Origin of the sequence: Mixta calida, assembly GCF_002953215.1 — a bacterium.
GTDB lineage: Bacteria > Pseudomonadota > Gammaproteobacteria > Enterobacterales > Enterobacteriaceae > Mixta > Mixta calida.
The window spans coordinates 1,889,202-1,905,359 of the sequence record NZ_CP026378.1; the positions used below are offsets into that span (position 1 = coordinate 1,889,202).

Below are 16,158 nucleotides of genomic sequence, written 5' to 3' on the forward strand. Positions count from 1 at the left end.
TCGATATGCAAAGCCTGGATATTTATCACCCCAGGGCTGAAAAAACGCCGCCGCGCCCGGAGAGCGGGCGCTTGTAAAAGGCGGCTACTGTAGCGGCCAGCCAGGAGCGGACATATGCCTGTGTCCGCCTGTCGATTGCCAGCTTTATCGGTTGCAGGCTTACTCCCTGATTCGATGAGAGGGTTCCTTCAGGAAGTTGATGATTGCATCGAAAGCCTGCCAGCGGCCCGGCTCCATCAGAATCATGTGCGTGCCGCTACCAATCTCTATCCAGCGCCGCCAGGCGGCGTTATCGAAGCGCTTAAATAGATCCTGCATCATATCGACCCGTACGTCTTGATCCCACTCGGCGTGAACGAGCAGTACCGGTGCGGTAATCGCGCTCGGGTTATAGAGCGGCCGGTTGGCGAGCCAATGCTCACGGACATCCTGAATAGCTCCACCAGGGGCTCGGATGGTACCCGGCTCGGCAGCGCCCGGATCGGTAGAGGCCGTTACCGTCGCCCACTGTTCGAACCAACCGGGTAGCAACAAGCCTTCTTGCCGGTCGGCTGGGACACCTGCCAGCCACGCCTCGCGAAAGGCGTCGACATGTATCAGACGCCACGCTGTCAGCGGCTGTCCGGCATCGATGCGCAGGGGGCGATTCGATAGCCATAGCGGTGCCACCAGCACAAGTTTTTCAATATATTTGCTATGCCGTTCGGCATATATCCCCGCGACCGAACCTCCCCAGGACATCGCTACGATGCTGAGGCGATCAATGCCATTCCCGGCGAGAACATACTCAACCGCTGAGGCAAGATCACGTGCCGCGACCCGTGCTGGCGTCAGGGGGGCGGCGGTGTCAGGCGGCGCTGCCATGTCAGACGGGCGGGTCGAACCGCCGTAACCGCGGGCATCTACCGCCCACACGTCGAATCCAGCCGTGGCCAGCGCATCCATGAACGATATGTCATCCACAGGAACATCGAACAGGCTCTCGCTGGGGAAAGTGGCACCGTGTATCAACATCAGCGTCGTACCCGAACTGGGGCGGCCGATGTCGCGCCGGCGCCTGCGGAGCAGCTGCAACTGGATGCCAGCGGTATCACTGTCGATGAGGTAAGTTTCGCGTAGCAGTACGCCGTTGGTATTGTCGTTCATGACCGGGTCCCCTGAATGAATTGCCAATTGAAGCTGTGAGACTGTCGGCTGACTTTGCCAACAGAGCTATCTCCGAAGTGAGTAGTGAAAACCAGCGCGTCGAGTTCGGCAGCGAGTTGCATGGCCTTGTGACGGGACTGCTGTGCCGCCTCTGGAAACTCGCAATAGACTGAGTTAGTCTCGGGGCGACGGAACTGGAGCGGATGATGCATGATGTCGCCCCAGAACAAAGCAGTTTCACCCCGAGAGGTCACTGAGATGGAGGCATGATCGATACTGTGGCCAGGCGTGGAGTGGAAACGGAAGCCTTCGATCAGGGTATTATCCACCTTGATGCGTTGATCCAGACCTGCCTCGACGATGGGCATGACGCTATCTTCGAAAACGCCGCCGAGTGGATGGCGACGCGGCGTGCCGAGTCCTGCCTGCCGCTGGATTTTTGCCACCGCCGCCCGCTCGCGGGAAAGCGCCAGATTGTAGCGATATTCGCGTTCGGAAAAGACGTAGCGGGCATTGGGAAAAGTCGGTACCCATCGTTCGCCTTGTAACCGGGTGTTCCATCCCACATGGTCGGCGTGAAGATGGGTAAGCAGGACAAAGTCCACCGTTTCAGGCGATACGCCGATCGCCTGCAAACGCGCCAGGAAAGGCGCTTTGAGCTGGTGAAACAAGGGTGCCGTTGGGCGTAACTTGTCATTGCCGGTAGCAGTATCAACCAGGACGGTGTGAGTCGGCGTCTGTACCACCCAGGCGTGAATGCTTTGCCGAAGCAGGCCGTTCTCAGAATCGTAACTTCGCTCACCCCAATGAGTTGCATCGCCGATCATCTCCTCTGAATCATCTTCCGGGAAGAGCTGGCTGGCCTCTACTGCATCAAGCGCTAATTCTGGCACCTTGATGATCCGTACATCCCCGACAAGAAAGGTCTCTTGAGTCGTCATGATTTTTTCCCGTTGACTGATAATGAAAGTCAGCGTACTACTGGAAATATCATTAACTAAATCGATTCAAATAATGTTGCAAATCGACCATTTCGATTTAAGAAGCTTCGACCTGAATCTCCTGATCGCCTTTGACGCGCTAATGCGCGAGCGGAGCGTCACTCGGGCTGCCGATCTTTTGAAAATCCGTCAGCCAGCCATGAGCCACAGCCTGTCGCTGTTGAGAACGTTATTTCAGGATGAACTCTTTGTGCGTGTCGGGACAGTTATGCAACCGACCGCGCGCGCTTTAGCGCTGGCCGAGCCGGTGGAGCAAGCGCTCAGTATGATGCAGACGGTTATTCATGCCCGTTCGGAGTTCGATCCCTCGACTGACCAGCGTATCTTTCGCATGGGATTCTCCAGCGAGGTGGAGCTACTGCTGATGCCGGAGCTCGCCTTACGCCTGCGTCAGCTGGCGCCGGGGGTGAAGCTACATGGCCGCCCGGTGCAGCAGCGCGATGTCTACCGTATGCTGGATGACCGGGTGTTGGACCTGGCAATCGGCTGTTTTGACAGCCAGGCGATGCGTTATCGTCAGCAGCTCTTGTTCGGACAGTCGCTGAGTTGCGTTTTCCATCCTGACAAGATGGCATTCAAATCGGCGATTCCCCTTGAAGATTACCTGAGCCTGCCGCATGCGCTGGTAAGCCTCAGCGAAAGCTTACACGGTTGTCTCGAATCGGCACTTGATGCGATAGGCGGAAAACTCAACGTGGTTGCAACCTCGTCGGAATTTCTCGGTGTACTGGGCATGGTCGCGAGTGCGCCGTTGATTGCCACGTTGCCAACGCGGATGGCAAGACGCTACGGTGAGGCGTTTGGCCTGCGGGTCGTGCCGGTGCCAATGATACTGACGCTGCCCGACGTGTCTCTGGTTTGGACGGCGCAGGAGGATAACCATCCCGCCTCACGATGGTTGAGGGGAGAAATCAGCAGCATTCTGGGCAGGATGCCGCCATGAGTACAGCCAATCATTATTGGGGTGAATCGCCATCCTGATATGCCTTCCGCAGAAATGAATGTCGTCATCCCAGCTAAAAACGAAATCAACGAACGACCAGCCTGCGACCTGGCCGAAACACTTTTCCCGCAGGCGGTATTTCTCCATCATTGTTTGCCGCTGCGTTCGTAAAGCGGGGGACTTGTAAAAGGCGGTGACTCTGTACTACTGTATGTAAACACAGTAAAAAGGTCATGTCCGCCACAGAACGTCAGCGCAGGCATCCGTAAAAAAAGCGATAGACAATGTTCGCACTGGTTGATGTGAATAATTTTTATGCCTCCTGCGAGATGATTTTTCGTCCCGATCTGGCTGACAGGCCGGTGATTGTGCTCAGCAATAACGATGGCTGCGTGATCTCGCGCAACGCCCTTGCGAAGCAGGCGGGGATCGCCATGGCCGCGCCTTACTTTATGATTCAGGAGAGCGTGCGCCAGCATGGCATCGAGGTATTCAGCTCCAACTATGCGCTGTATGGCGATATGTCCAGCCGGGTGATGAGTCTGCTTGAAGAGCTGGCGCCGCGCGTGGAGATCTACTCGATCGACGAGGCGTTTATCGATCTGCACGGCGTCAGCCACTGCATGTCGCTGGAGCAGTTTGGCCATCAGCTGCGCGATCGGGTGCGCAAAGAGGCGCATCTGAAGGTTGGCGTCGGCATCGCCTGCACCCGAACGCTGGCGAAGCTGGCGAACTACGCGGCCAAGCGCTGGCCTCAGCTCGGCGGCGTGGTCGATCTTTCCGACAGCACGCGCCAGCGCAAGCTGCTGGCGCGCGTGCCGGTGGAGGAGGTGTGGGGCGTGGGACGGCGCATCAGCCAGCGGCTGCGGCAGCTGGGCATTGAAACGGCGTTGCAGCTGGCGGAAAGCCCTGCGCCGCTGATCCGCAAGCACTTCAGCGTGGTGCTGGAACGCACCGTGCGCGAGCTGCGCGGCGAATCCTGCCTGGCAGCGGAAGAGGTGCCGTCGGCGAAGCAGCAGATCGTCTGCTCGCGCTCGTTCGGCAGCCGCACCGACGACTATCAGGCGGTACGTCAGGCGGTGTGCGCCTGGGCGGAGCGCGCGGCGGAGAAACTGCGCAAGGAGAAGCAGTATTGCCGCCAGGTGGCGGTGTTTCTGCGCACCAGCCCGCACGCCGCCGATGGCCGCTACTACGCAAATCAGGCGAGCGGCCAGCTGCTGACGCCCACTAACGATACACGCGAAATCATTCGCCTCGCCACCGAAGGGCTGGATCGCATCTGGCGCGACGGCTATCGCTATATTAAAACCGGCGTCATCCTCAGCGATTTTTTCAGTCAGGGCGTGGCGCAGCTTGACCTGTTTGATGAGCACCGGCCGCAGGCCAACGGCGAACGGCTGATGAAGCTCATGGATGAAATCAACCAGCGCGGCAAAGGGAAGCTCTGGTTCGCCGGGCAGGGCATCGTCAAGCCCTGGACGATGAAGCGCGAAATGCTGTCGCCGACATGGACGACGCGCTGGTCAGATATCCCGGTCGCGCGCATTAAATAAGGCGGTCCACCGGCCATTCCCGCCTTGATAAAGAAAAAACTGCAGTATATTACTGCCTGTTTTTAAATTCCTTTTTCTGCCGGACTGTTTATGCCAGTCACTGGGCAGGTTACTTTATTATCTTAAGTACATCAGCATTATCTTAAGTACATCAGCGTTTTCTTTTCTGGATAACCTGTTCGGTAAAATCCGCCCGCCAGTTTAACTCTGTTGTCTTCAGGCTGAATGGCGAAGCTAATAAGCGAAGCGGACATCTGTCAGTTAGTCTGATTTTAACGCTTCGTTTTTTATTTTTTGCTTAATAAATCACAGGGTCTATGCTTAATTACTGAGTGAGCGGCAGACGACATAAGATTTTATGCTCCTGCCGTATTATGGAAGTTAAATTTATTCTTTAGTTGAAGAGAGGTATTTATGGCTGAGCATCGCGGTGGTTCCGGTAATTTCGCAGAAAATCCTGAGAAAGCTTCTGAGGCGGGCAAAAAAGGCGGTCATAACAGCGGCGGCAACTTCGCTAATGACCGGGAAAAAGCGTCCGAAGCCGGTAAAAAAGGGGGGCATAACAGCGGTGGAAATTTCGCTAATGATCGCGAGAAGGCGTCTGAAGCCGGTAAAAAAGGCGGCGAAAACAGCCACGGTGGCGGCCGTCAGGGTGACTGACAGCAGGGCGGTGCCTGCTGAATAACACCGTTATCGTTATTTAGAACTTTCATAATGGCTGTTATTCAGGGCGCTGCTATATAAAAGTGGCTGGCCGGGGGAATAATTCCTCCCGGCTCAGTGATATTTGTTTATTATGTAATCCCGCCCCCGACTTATATCCAGGGAAGAAGTAAATAATTTCCACAATCGTTCCGTAATAAACTATGTTTAGTTCTGTTATTCCTTCGCTCTGCTTATTTCCTCATTTGACGGGCATCGTTTTTTACTTAGTGATCGGCAGAAGACATTTCTGGGCGAAGTTGCCTTCCGGGTACTGATTGCCTGTGTCATGGTATTCAGCTTTCTGAAGATACCGGCCGTCGCGGCATACGTCAGCTTTCGCTGTTTGAACTGGTTATAAAGCCGGGCCGGCAGGCATCCCCTGTCACGGATGCGTTATTTTAAGATCGTGTTATCACCGCTTCTGTGAGCACGTTTTCTGGTTTTTTTTGCACGCCGGTACTCTTCAAGATAAGGCAACACCTCCATGACAAAAATGCCCGTAAGCACGGCAATGATATAGCCTGTCGGTAAAGGATCTGCTCTCAGCTTCAGTTCAAACCGGGCAGGTTCGTCGCCGGAACCGAACAGCGCCAGAAACTGCGGCCAGTGTCTTGAAATTACCAGCAGAAGTGCCATCAGGGGGACCATTTCCAGAAAACTGTGTATATGCTGCTCAACGGGGGAAACGCGCCTTGCAGTCACGGCGTAGCTGACATCCCACAGAGCCGTTGCTTCATGACAGAAGAACATCACAATCATGAACGCAATGACCAGCGCATTCACGTCCAGGAAGAGGGCTGACAGTAAAGGCAGGCCCATTTCTAAAAACATCAGGATATGGATATAGGTCTCTTTCAGACCGGTTGTTGATTCAATATCTGTTGCCCTGTGACAAAGCCAGTCGGCGAAACCGGCAATAAGCCATACAGGAAGGACGAAGTAGAGCAGCAGCAACATTTGTGGGTCGGAAGAATACATACACTATACCTACAGGATTGAAACAGAAAGCATAGGCATAGGGCGGCTATCCGCAAGTAACAAACAAATCACATGACTGGAATCAGGGAATGCTGACAACCTGTCTGCTGAATTTATCAGCTTTGCTGACATAAAACAGGCTATCCCGTTTCAGGCAAAGCAGACATATCATTGTACAACTTTGCAGCAGCGAGCATTTTGTTCCATGCTTATAACTTCTTTGCATTTAAAGTTAATAAGGGGAGATTATGTCTGAACTCTATCGCAGCTGCATCGAGTCCTGTTACATCTGCGCCGCAACCTGTGATTATTGCGCAACCTCTTGCCTGCAGGAAGAAAACCTGGAGATGATGCGCGAATGCATCCGAACGGACAGACAGTGCGCCAGCATCTGTCGACTGGCAGCCGAGTTGATGGCGATGGAAAGTGAATTTGCTGCCCGAATTTGTAAGATTTGCGCGGAAGTATGCCAGACATGCGGTGATGAGTGTGCCAGACATGAGCACGATCACTGTAAGAAATGCGCTGAAGCGTGTTACCGCTGTGCTGAAGAATGCCGGAAAATGTCAGCCTGACATATAACGCAGGCTGTTTTGTTGCGGCTTCCGTCAAAATCACAGTTACGCTTATTCCAGCAGTTACTTTGGAAAATATTTGGCCAGTAACTGCTTTCAGACATTTTTAAGTTCACGTTGATTTTCCATTCCATATAAATGGCGATATCTTCAGCCGGGCAATGAGCCTGCCTGAAGAGCTGGCGCCGCGCGGAGATCGACTCGATTGACGAGGCGTTTATCGATCTGCACGGCGTCAGCCACTGCATGTTGCCAGAGCAGTTTGGCCATCAGCTGCGCGATCGGGTACACAAAGAGGCGCATCTGAAGGTTGGCATCGGCATCGCCCGCACGCCGCCGATGGCCGCTACTACGCAAACCAGGCGAGCGACCAGCTGCTGACGCCCACCAACGATACACGCGAAATCATTCGCCTCGCCACCGAAGGGCCGGATCGCATCTGGCGCGACGGCCATCGCTATGCTGGAGGCGAAGCCAGGCATCGGCGGCATTCAGACGCTGCTGGCGGCGGAACAGCTACGGCAGGGGACGTTGGTTCAGCTGTTGCCCGACTATCGCTGGGAGCCGCCCACGCTCTACGCGATCTATCCCACCAGGCGCTTTATACCGCTGAAGGCCCGGCTGCTGACGGACGCGTTAACCAGCAGCCTTCACAGCGTGAGCGGTATCATACCCCTTTAAACCCTGCCTTCAGGCGGCGCTGATGAAAGCGCACGTTTTGGGCAGCGGTGGCCGGAAAAGGCGGACGGCGCGCATTTGCTTCGCCCGCTACGCCTGGTGCTGTTGCAGAAAATGTTTTACCGCCCCCAGCATGCCGGAATCATTGCCGTAGGTGGCGATATCCACTTTCATATCCACATCAAACCAGGCGAGATGATGATGAATTTCATCGAGAAAGGTTTTTCTGGCGGTAATGCCGCCGCCGAGGAACAAACATTCGGGATTAAATACGTGCGACAGATTATAAATACCGGCGCAGAGATCCTGATAAAAAGTGGTAACCAACCGGTCGCAAACCGGATCGTTATTATCATAGCGCTCAAAAATCTCCTCGCCGCTGATCTCCTCCTGCGGCCGGCCGGTATGCAGGCTGTAGTTGCGCGTCAGCACCCGCATGGTGCAGGTGGTGTTCATCGTATAGTTCAGAACGCTGTCGCTGCCGGGCCGTGAAGTCAGCAGCGAACCAAATTCGCCAGCCCGACGCTGTCGGCCACGCACCAGCGCGTTATTGCAGAAGATCGCGCCGCCGATGCCGGTGCCGATGGTCATCATCAGAAAATCGGACATCTCCTGCGCCTTGCCCAGCCAGCGCTCCGCCAGCAGAGCGCAGTTAGCATCGTTCTCTACGCTGACCGGCAGCGAAGTCTTGTCGCGCAGCCACTGACCGATAGCGAAGCGGTCGAAGTCGCGGATGGCGCCGCCCATGGCGATATAGCCGCTCTCCGGGTCGACATAGCCTGGAATGCTGACGGCGACGCCTTCGCAGTCGCTGTTTTTTTGTAGCCACGCCGTGATACCGTCGAGAATCTCTTCGCCGGAGTGGTTCTCGATCCCTTTCTTATCTGTCGACAGCATCTCGCCTTTCTCGCTCACCACGCCCATTTTTAAAGAAGTACCGCCGATATCGAACGCTGCAATTTTCATTCACTCCGCTCCGTTGCCATATTCAGGTCGGCAGTGAGTATAGCGCAGCGGAAAAAGAGCCTGCCGCCGCTGCGCAGTACAGGAAAAATAAAACTGACAGGAAAGTACGCATCATCAGCGGCGGCATGACGCGGCAATGGAAAATAAAGGCGTAATGCAAAGACGTGTAAAGTTTTCCAGGCGGGAACGCGTTGGGCGTAAATCAGCGCCGGGGCGTTTTATCCGTAAAGAAAAAGGGCGTTCCGCTGGCAACGCAGGTGTGTCGGCAGACGGATTCTTTTATCATAGCGAACCGTCCGTTTCCGTTGGAGAGAAGCATGAGTACGTTCGACACGCTGTTTAAGCAGGGCAAAGATATCGAAACCTTTATCAGCACCGGCACGCCGGAGCAAATTGCCGATTTGCGCCGCTGGCAGACGCTGCTGGAGAGCCAGACCGAGGCGGTGGAAAACGCCCTCGCGCCGGCGCGGCAGGCTGAAGGGCGCTTTCGCCTGCTGGTGGCGGCGGAAATGTGGTGCCCCGACTGTCATCGCAATATTCCGCCGCTGGCGCTGCTCTGTCAGCGGCTGCCCAACGTGGAAATGGCGATAATCACCCGCGACGAGGCGCAGCCCTTTACCGAATTGCTGGACGTTGAAAAGGTGAAGATTCCGTTTGTCGTGGTGCTGGACGCCAACTCGACGCCGCTGGGCGCCTTTATTGAACGTCCGGCGTCGGTGGTGAACGGCGGCGAGGCGCAGCTGGAGGCCTACCGTCGCGGCGATCTGCTGGCAGAGACCATCGGCGACATTACCGCGATCATCGCCGGTCTTTGACGGATGCGGCGGGGCAGGGAGGCCTCGCCGGAAAGGCGGCGGATGACGCTTTGCTCACCTGATCGAATCAGAGCAGGCTAACGTTAATGCCAATGCCAATGCCAATGCCAATGCCAATGCCAATGCCAATGCTCTGCTGCGCATGGCGCACCGACTGACGCAGCGCTACCAGCTGCGCGCCCTGCAACATCACCACAAACGGCGAGTTCTGCTGAACGGTGTTTTGCAACTGTTGATAGCACGCCCGGCGTGTTTCTGTCTTGTTTGCTGCCGATAAAAAAACGCGGCCTGATCTAACCTGAACCCGCGTCGTCGACAGCGGACGCTGGGCGTAACTGTCTGAAAAATCACCGTGGCATGATGTGGAAAGTCTTTGGCTTAACGGCTTTGCTACACTCTCTGCTGGATCTCCTAACGCAATCTGAGGTGAATAGTGAAAATTAAGAGTTACGCAGCGATGGAAGCCGGACAGGCACTGACTTTATATGAATATGAAGCGGAGTCGCTGAGCGCCGAAGATGTGGAAGTTGAGGTGGAATACTGCGGCGTTTGCCATTCCGATCTCTCCATGATCGACAATGAATGGGGCGTGTCGCAGTATCCGGTGATCGCCGGTCATGAAGTGATCGGGCGCGTTTCCGCGCTAGGCGACGCGGCCAAAAACAAAGGCCTCGCTATTGGTCAGCGCGTGGGCATCGGCTGGACCGCCAAAAGCTGCGAACACTGCGACGCCTGCATTAACGGCGACCAGGTCAACTGTCTGAACGGCAGCGTGCCGACCATCGCCAACAAGGGCGGCTTCGCCGAAAAGCTGCGCGCCAACTGGCAGTGGGTGATTCCGCTGCCGGAAAAGCTGGATCCGGCCACGGCGGGTCCGCTGCTGTGCGGCGGCATCACCGTATTCAAACCGCTGCTGATGCATAACATCACCGCCACCAGCCGCGTCGGCGTGATCGGTATCGGCGGTCTGGGCCATATCGCGATTAAAATTCTGCACGCCATGGGCGCGGAAGTGACCGCCTTCAGCTCATCGCCGGCGAAGAAGCAGTCAATTCTGGATATGGGCGCGGATCATGTGGTGAACAGCCGCGACCCGGAAGCGCTGAAGCAGCTGGCGGGGCAGTTCGATCTGATCCTCAGCACCGTGGCGGTCGATCTTGACTGGCAGCCATATTTTGCGGCGCTGGCGCCGCGCGGCAACTTCCATACCGTGGGCGCGGTGATGAAGCCGTTCGAAGTTTCCGCCTTCAGCCTGATCCTCGGCGACCGCGCGGTCACCGGCTCCTCCACCGGTTCGCCGGGCCAGCTGCGTTCGCTGCTGCGCCTCGCGTCGCGCACCGATATCGCGCCGAAAGTGGAATTTTTCCCGATGTCGAAAATCAACGAGGCGCTGGATCACGTTCGCGCCGGTAAAGCCAACTACCGCGTGGTGCTGAAAGCGGATTTCTGATGCGTTAAACGCCACGAAAAGTAAGCAAAAAAGCGGCGATCATCGCCGCTTTTTTTATGCCTCAGGCGTCGGGGCTCACCTGCCAGCGCTGCTGCGCCTGACGCGCGCGCTGTCGACGCAGCTTCAGCCGCCAGAACAGCGCCAGCAGCAGGAACCAGAGCGGCATGGCGCACAGCGCGGTCAGCGTATCGCGGTCGAACACCATGATCACCAGCGAAAAGAGAAAGAACGCCAGGCTCAGCCAGCACATCGCTACGCCGCCCGGCATCTTAAACGACGAGCGTTGATGCAGATCGGGCCGCCGTTTGCGGTACACCAGGTAAGCCACCAGGATCATGCCCCAGCTGTAGATCACCAGAATCGCCGCCAGCGTCGAAACGATGGTGAACAGGGTGACGACGTTGGGCACCAGGAACAGCAGCAGCGTGCCGCTCAGCATGCAGAAGCAGGAGAAAAGCAGGCTACGCACCGGGATCGCCGTGGCGCGGGAGAGAATGCGGAACTGCCGATGGGCATGTTTCTCCAGCGACAGGCCGTACAGCATGCGGGTGCTGGAGTAGACGCCGCTGTTGGCGGAGGAGATCGCCGAGGTGAGGGCGACGAAGTTGATCAGCGCGGCGGCGGCGGGCAGGCCCGCTTTGTCAAACAGCGTCACAAACGGACTGGTCTCCGCCGAGACGTGCGGCCAGGAGGTCACCGCGATAATCACCACCATCGACAGCACATAGAAAATAATAATACGCAGCGGAATGGCGCGAATGGCGCGCGGCAGAATTTTTTCCGGCGTTTTGGTCTCCGCCGTCATGGTGCCAAGCAGCTCCACGCCGGTGTAGGAGAAGATAGCGATCTGGAAACCGGCGAAAAAGCCCACTACGCCGTGCGGCATAAACACCGCCGGTTCGGTCAGGTTGCCTAGCGAGGCGCGCACGCCGTCCGGCGAGGTCCAGCCGGTCACCACCATCCAGAAACCGGTGAGGATCAGCGCCACGATGGCGATCACCTTGATAATCGCGAACCAGAACTCCGCTTCGCCGAACATCTTCACCGACAGCAGGTTAAACATAAACAGCAGCGCAAGGGTAAACAGCGCCGGAACCCAGGGCGAGAGATCGGGCAGCCAGTACTGCACGTAGCCGCCGCACACCACCACATCGGCGATGCAGGTGACCACCCAGCTCAGCCAGTAGGACCAGCCGAGAAAAAAGCTCGCTTTCGGCCCAAGATAGTCGGAAACGAAATCGGCGAATGAGCGGTAATCCAGGCGCGTGAGCAGCAGCTCGCCCATGGCGCGCATCACCATATACATAAAAAACCCGACTACCACGTAGGTGATCAGAATCGAGGTGCCGGATACGGCGATGGTTTTGCCTGCGCCCATAAACAGGCCGGTGCCGATCGCGCCGCCCAAAGAAATCAGCTGAATATGCCGTTCACTCAGGCCGCGATGCAGTTTTTGCGGCGCATCATCCTGCGCGCCGGACGCGGACGAGCGCGGGGGTGTTTTACGGTCATGGCATCTCCTTTTTTGACGTCTGACCATGAAGCGAATGGAGGTTTTCATCGGGCAATAGATCACCTTCCCTGATATATCGCAGGGAACAGGCGCAGCAGAGCTGCCGAAAGCACGGTGGACGGGCCCGATGACAGGCGATAAACATCACATTACAGCTGGCAGTGGATGCAACTTATTGAAACAGAGAAGAACCTCCTGGCGTTGGGCAAAATCGACGGCGATGGCTGCCCGGATAGCTTCAATGCTGGCCGTCGGAATTTACATTGTCAACCGTGTAAACTAACGAAAAATTAACTTTTTGATCACTTTCAAGGTTCTGAAAAATCAGCAAAAAATTGTTTTATGCATAAATAGTGCATAAAAAATGCATAAAAGCGAAGCGCTTATGGCAACGCTGAAAAGTAACTAATTATTCACCTCTGTTGCGATTGCTTTACGCAAAAACAATTTTTTCCGCGTCGCAGGGAAATCCGCAGACGATAATTAATGATAAATTCATCATCGCATAGTGATATGCGGGTCATTTCCACGGTTTAACAATATAAATAACTTTGTTCAAAAAGGTTTGTTATGGAAAAGCTATCTTACGCGTCAGAAAGCGGTACATCGGCCTGGAACACCTACCTTCAGCAAATTGACCGCGTTGCCCCTTACCTGGGCGAACTGTCGCGCTGGATCGATACGCTGCGCCATCCGAAACGCGCGCTGATCGTTGATATCCCCCTACAGATGGACGACGGCACCATTCGCCACTTCGAAGGCTTCCGCGTTCAGCACAATCTTTCTCGCGGTCCGGGCAAGGGCGGCATTCGCTATCATCCTGACGTGGACCTGAATGAGGTGATGGCCCTCTCCGCATGGATGACCATTAAATGCGCCGCCGTCAACCTGCCGTACGGCGGGGCGAAAGGCGGCATCCGCGTCGACCCTTTCTCGCTCTCCGAGGGCGAGCTGGAGCGTCTGACGCGTCGCTACACCAGCGAAATCGGCCTGATTATCGGGCCGCAGCGCGATATCCCGGCGCCGGATGTCGGCACCAACGGCAAAGTGATGGCCTGGATGATGGACACCTACTCCATGAACCACGGCACCACTATCACCGGCGTGGTGACCGGCAAGCCCATTCACCTCGGCGGCTCGCTGGGCCGTGAAAAAGCGACCGGTCGCGGCGTATTCGTTACCGGACGTGAAGTAGCGGGACGCGCGGGCATCGGAATCGAAGGGGCGAAGATCGCCGTCCAGGGATTCGGCAATGTTGGCAGCGAAGCCGCCCGCCTGTTCGCGGAAGCGGGCGCGCGCGTGGTGGTGATTCAGGATCATACCGCCACGCTGTTTAACGCCGACGGCATCGACCTGCATGCGCTCAGCGAGTGGCAGAACCGCCACAAGCAGATCGCCGGCTTCCCTGGCGCGAAGAGCATCGACAGCGAAGCGTTCTGGACCACGGATATGGATATTCTGATCCCGGCGGCGCTGGAAGGGCAGATTACCCGCGAGCGCGCTGAAAAACTGCGCTGCAAGCTGGTGCTGGAAGGCGCTAACGGTCCGACTTACCCGGACGCGGACGATATTCTGAAGGCGCGCGGCATTACCGTGGTGCCGGACGTGATCTGCAACGCCGGTGGGGTAACGGTCAGCTACTTCGAGTGGGTGCAGGATATGGCAAGCTTCTTCTGGAGCGAAGAGGAGATCAATGCGCGCATGGACAAGATCATGACCGAAGCGATGGTGCATGTCTGGGACAAAGCGGCGGAGAAAGAGTGTACGTTGCGTACCGCCGCCTATATCGTCGCCTGCGAACGCATTCTGATGGCGCGTAAAGATCGCGGCATCTATCCAGGCTGACAGGCTGCAAGCCGCGCGCGAACCCGTCGCGCGCGGCTTTTTGGCTAGCGGTGTGAACGACGCGCTCTGACGAGGCGCAGCCGCCGGACAAAAAACAGCACATCTTCACGCAGCCAGAGGCGGCGCGGAAGCGGATCGTGATTCAACGCTTCCGGCAGCGCGATGCCCTCAATGGCGCCGCGATTGCAGATCGCCCGAATAAAATCGCTTTCTTTCATGCCGACGCAGCGGGCGAATTCCAGCGCGGTAACGTGTAAGCGGCCCATCGTTTTCTCCTTAAGCCTGTTCAGGCAATCATTAATAAAATTTGGCTTAAGAACATCTTTTCTCCTTACAGAGGCGGCAATATTGATCTGCATCAGGAGATATAACGATTAAAGGTAAATTTTGCTAACCGTTTCGCTTGTTGCTGGCAGCGGGCCGCACCGAAAAGGAGAAGGGTGAATCCGCCGCAAGGCGGTGGCGGAAAAGGCAGGAAGCGTTCAGGTGATATGCATAATCGCGCCGGGCGCTTTCAGCATCTGAAACAGCGCTTGCTGGCTGGCGTCGGTGGCGTCGCCGCACTCCCAGCCGTGCCGCCAGGTGAGATGATGAATATGACCCAGCTGACGCCACAGGGCGATGGCGGAGGCCGCCAGCGCGCAGGTGTCGTCGCTCTGTAAACACTCCACGGTGGTATAGCTCCCTTCGTCCAGCGCATTAATAAATACCTGGGTCGCGTCGGACGGAAACACCGCGCGCAGGTCGTCCAGCATATCAGCGCTGACAGGACGGGAAAGCCGCAGAATAAAGGTTGATGAAGACAAAATGACTCCCTGAATGCCGTAGATGTGCATCGCACAGGACTGGTCGATGTCCGCAAAAGCGGAATGTTTTTATTGTACTACGTCAGCGGACAACGGGGAGAATGTTGTGTGGGAATAGCCTTAGCTGTCGCCAGGCTGGCCTGCCTGCTGGCCGCCGCGAAACGCGCGCCGCCATTCGCTGGGACTAATATCGAAGCGGGCCTTGAAACGCTGACGAAAGGAAACGGGCGAGTGGAAGCCCGACAGCTGCGCCACCGCTTCGATGCTGTGATCGGTTGTTTCCAGCAGCGCCTGGCTACGCCGCAGACGCTCCGTATCCAGCCATTCGCCGACGGAAATGCCCGTCGCCTTAATAAAGTGACGGGTAAAGGTGCGGCGGCTCATATTGACCAAACGCGCCAGCGAGTCGAGATTATGCGGCTGGTGAAGATGATTCCGCAGGTAATCCAGCAGCGCGTTGATTTTACTGTCACGCGTATTTTCCGGCACCGGATGTTCAATAAACTGCGCCTGGCCGCCTTCACGATAGGGCGCCACCACCATGCGTCGGGCGACGCGATTAGCCGCCGCGCTGCCGTACTGCTTGCGCACCAGATAGAGGCAGCAATCGATGCCGGCGGCGGTGCCCGCCGAGGTGATCAGCCGCTCGTCATCGATATAGAGCGCGTTGGTATCCAGCTGGACGGCCGGAAAGCGTTCGGTGAAGTCACGCTCCAGCTCCCAGTGCGTCGCCGCGCGCCGGTTGTCCAGCAGCCCTGCGTAGGCCAGCACATAGGTTCCCAGACAGAGACCCACCACCTGCGCGCCGCGCCGGTGAGCGGCGATCAGCGCGTCAAGAAGGGCCTGCGACGGTCTTTCAGTAGGATGATGCCAGTAGGGTACGATGACGATATCCGCCGTCTCCAGCGTCTCCAGCCCGCGTTCTACATTGACCGACATGCCGATATCAGACTGCACCATGCCGATTTTTTCCGCGCAGATAAGCAGCTGAAACAGCTCCGGCTGCGGCATCGACTGGCCAAAAATAATGCAGGGAACCGAGAAATGAAATGGGCTGAAACCCTCAGTAGCGATTACCGCGACGGATGGAGCGGGCATAACACTTTTCCAGTTGTCGCGCCGCTTCACTCACGGGCGAGGGCGCAGAAACATATAGCCGCAGACGCAGCTGCGGCGACGGTTAA

General features: G+C 56.6%; 18 protein-coding genes. 9 read left to right on the plus strand and 9 right to left on the minus strand.

The window, feature by feature from the left end; all coding sequences use genetic code 11:
• Window positions 1-159: 159 nt before the first annotated feature.
• Together C2E16_RS08925 and C2E16_RS08930 are read right to left on the minus strand one after the other, a co-directional pair.
• Entirely contained in the window at window positions 160-1,146 is a 987-nt protein-coding gene (locus C2E16_RS08925; RefSeq protein ID WP_038626606.1) for an alpha/beta hydrolase, read from the minus strand.
• On the minus strand, window positions 1,143-2,087 hold the full coding sequence (locus tag C2E16_RS08930) for an MBL fold metallo-hydrolase (RefSeq protein WP_038626604.1): 945 nt from the start codon (window positions 2,085-2,087) through the stop codon (window positions 1,143-1,145). Before C2E16_RS08930 ends, C2E16_RS08925 begins: the two co-directional genes overlap by 4 nt.
• Before the next feature lie 73 nt (window positions 2,088-2,160).
• Here C2E16_RS08930 and C2E16_RS08935 point away from each other — a divergent pair, with 73 nt between their 5' ends.
• The 3 genes from C2E16_RS08935 to C2E16_RS08945 all read left to right on the plus strand — a co-directional run bounded on the left by C2E16_RS08935 (window position 2,161) and on the right by C2E16_RS08945 (window position 5,303).
• Window positions 2,161-3,090 (plus strand): LysR family transcriptional regulator, encoded by a 930-nt coding sequence (locus C2E16_RS08935; protein WP_084969982.1) that lies wholly within the window; start codon window positions 2,161-2,163, stop codon window positions 3,088-3,090.
• Window positions 3,091-3,374: 284 nt separating this feature from the next.
• Window positions 3,375-4,643 carry a translesion error-prone DNA polymerase V subunit UmuC gene (umuC, locus tag C2E16_RS08940; RefSeq protein WP_038626600.1) on the plus strand — a complete coding sequence of 423 codons (1,269 nt, stop codon included), beginning with the start codon at window positions 3,375-3,377 and terminating at the stop codon, window positions 4,641-4,643.
• 414 nt (window positions 4,644-5,057) lie between these two features.
• The gene (locus tag C2E16_RS08945; protein ID WP_038626598.1) at window positions 5,058-5,303 is read left to right on the plus strand and encodes a con-10 family general stress protein; all 246 of its coding nucleotides are present in this window, start codon (window positions 5,058-5,060) and stop codon (window positions 5,301-5,303) included.
• A 438-nt stretch (window positions 5,304-5,741) separates the two neighbouring features.
• On the opposite strand, the gene C2E16_RS08950 is transcribed toward C2E16_RS08945, so the two are convergent.
• On the minus strand, window positions 5,742-6,305 hold the full coding sequence (locus C2E16_RS08950; RefSeq protein ID WP_257152265.1) for a diguanylate cyclase: 564 nt from the start codon (window positions 6,303-6,305) through the stop codon (window positions 5,742-5,744).
• A 269-nt stretch (window positions 6,306-6,574) separates the two neighbouring features.
• On the opposite strand from C2E16_RS08950, the gene C2E16_RS08955 reads away from it, so the two are divergent.
• The 3 genes from C2E16_RS08955 (at window position 6,575) to C2E16_RS08965 (ending at window position 7,582) form a co-directional block, all read left to right on the plus strand.
• A complete protein-coding gene (locus tag C2E16_RS08955) occupies window positions 6,575-6,901 on the plus strand; it encodes a four-helix bundle copper-binding protein (RefSeq protein ID WP_071883683.1) in 327 nt (108 codons plus the stop codon).
• 246 nt (window positions 6,902-7,147) lie between these two features.
• Window positions 7,148-7,282 carry a hypothetical protein gene (locus C2E16_RS21105; RefSeq protein ID WP_244555252.1) on the plus strand — a complete coding sequence of 45 codons (135 nt, stop codon included), beginning with the start codon at window positions 7,148-7,150 and terminating at the stop codon, window positions 7,280-7,282.
• Between the two features lie 78 nt (window positions 7,283-7,360).
• Window positions 7,361-7,582 carry a type 2 periplasmic-binding domain-containing protein gene (locus C2E16_RS08965; RefSeq protein ID WP_038626594.1) on the plus strand — a complete coding sequence of 74 codons (222 nt, stop codon included), beginning with the start codon at window positions 7,361-7,363 and terminating at the stop codon, window positions 7,580-7,582.
• Window positions 7,583-7,669: 87 nt separating this feature from the next.
• Here C2E16_RS08965 and C2E16_RS08970 read toward each other — a convergent pair whose 3' ends face one another.
• Window positions 7,670-8,545: an ROK family protein gene (locus C2E16_RS08970; protein ID WP_038626592.1), complete on the minus strand. Its 876-nt coding sequence runs from the start codon at window positions 8,543-8,545 to the stop codon at window positions 7,670-7,672.
• Window positions 8,546-8,862: 317 nt separating this feature from the next.
• Here C2E16_RS08970 and C2E16_RS08975 point away from each other — a divergent pair, with 317 nt between their 5' ends.
• Window positions 8,863-9,360 carry a thioredoxin family protein gene (locus C2E16_RS08975; protein WP_038630034.1) on the plus strand — a complete coding sequence of 166 codons (498 nt, stop codon included), beginning with the start codon at window positions 8,863-8,865 and terminating at the stop codon, window positions 9,358-9,360.
• 67 nt (window positions 9,361-9,427) lie between these two features.
• Here the strand turns inward: C2E16_RS08975 and C2E16_RS20795 are convergent, their stop codons facing one another.
• Entirely contained in the window at window positions 9,428-9,589 is a 162-nt protein-coding gene (locus tag C2E16_RS20795; RefSeq protein WP_156462393.1) for a hypothetical protein, read from the minus strand.
• Window positions 9,590-9,790: 201 nt separating this feature from the next.
• Here C2E16_RS20795 and ahr point away from each other — a divergent pair, with 201 nt between their 5' ends.
• Window positions 9,791-10,810 (plus strand): NADPH-dependent aldehyde reductase Ahr, encoded by a 1,020-nt coding sequence (gene ahr, locus C2E16_RS08980; RefSeq protein ID WP_167401684.1) that lies wholly within the window; start codon window positions 9,791-9,793, stop codon window positions 10,808-10,810.
• Between the two features lie 61 nt (window positions 10,811-10,871).
• Here the strand turns inward: ahr and C2E16_RS08985 are convergent, their stop codons facing one another.
• Entirely contained in the window at window positions 10,872-12,371 is a 1,500-nt protein-coding gene (locus tag C2E16_RS08985; RefSeq protein WP_257152266.1) for an amino acid permease, read from the minus strand.
• Between the two features lie 522 nt (window positions 12,372-12,893).
• Between C2E16_RS08985 and C2E16_RS08990 the strand changes: the two genes are divergently transcribed.
• Window positions 12,894-14,168, plus strand: coding sequence for a Glu/Leu/Phe/Val family dehydrogenase (locus tag C2E16_RS08990; protein ID WP_038626585.1), 1,275 nt, complete (start codon window positions 12,894-12,896; stop codon window positions 14,166-14,168).
• A 44-nt stretch (window positions 14,169-14,212) separates the two neighbouring features.
• Here the strand turns inward: C2E16_RS08990 and C2E16_RS08995 are convergent, their stop codons facing one another.
• From C2E16_RS08995 to C2E16_RS09005, 3 genes are all read right to left on the minus strand, one after another.
• On the minus strand, window positions 14,213-14,434 hold the full coding sequence (locus C2E16_RS08995; protein WP_038626583.1) for a hypothetical protein: 222 nt from the start codon (window positions 14,432-14,434) through the stop codon (window positions 14,213-14,215).
• Window positions 14,435-14,650: 216 nt separating this feature from the next.
• Window positions 14,651-14,974, minus strand: coding sequence for a hypothetical protein (locus C2E16_RS09000; protein WP_038626581.1), 324 nt, complete (start codon window positions 14,972-14,974; stop codon window positions 14,651-14,653).
• Between the two features lie 120 nt (window positions 14,975-15,094).
• Window positions 15,095-16,072, minus strand: a complete 978-nt coding sequence (locus tag C2E16_RS09005; RefSeq protein WP_038626579.1) for a GlxA family transcriptional regulator — start codon at window positions 16,070-16,072, stop codon at window positions 15,095-15,097.
• Between the last annotated feature and the right edge of the window lie 86 nt (window positions 16,073-16,158).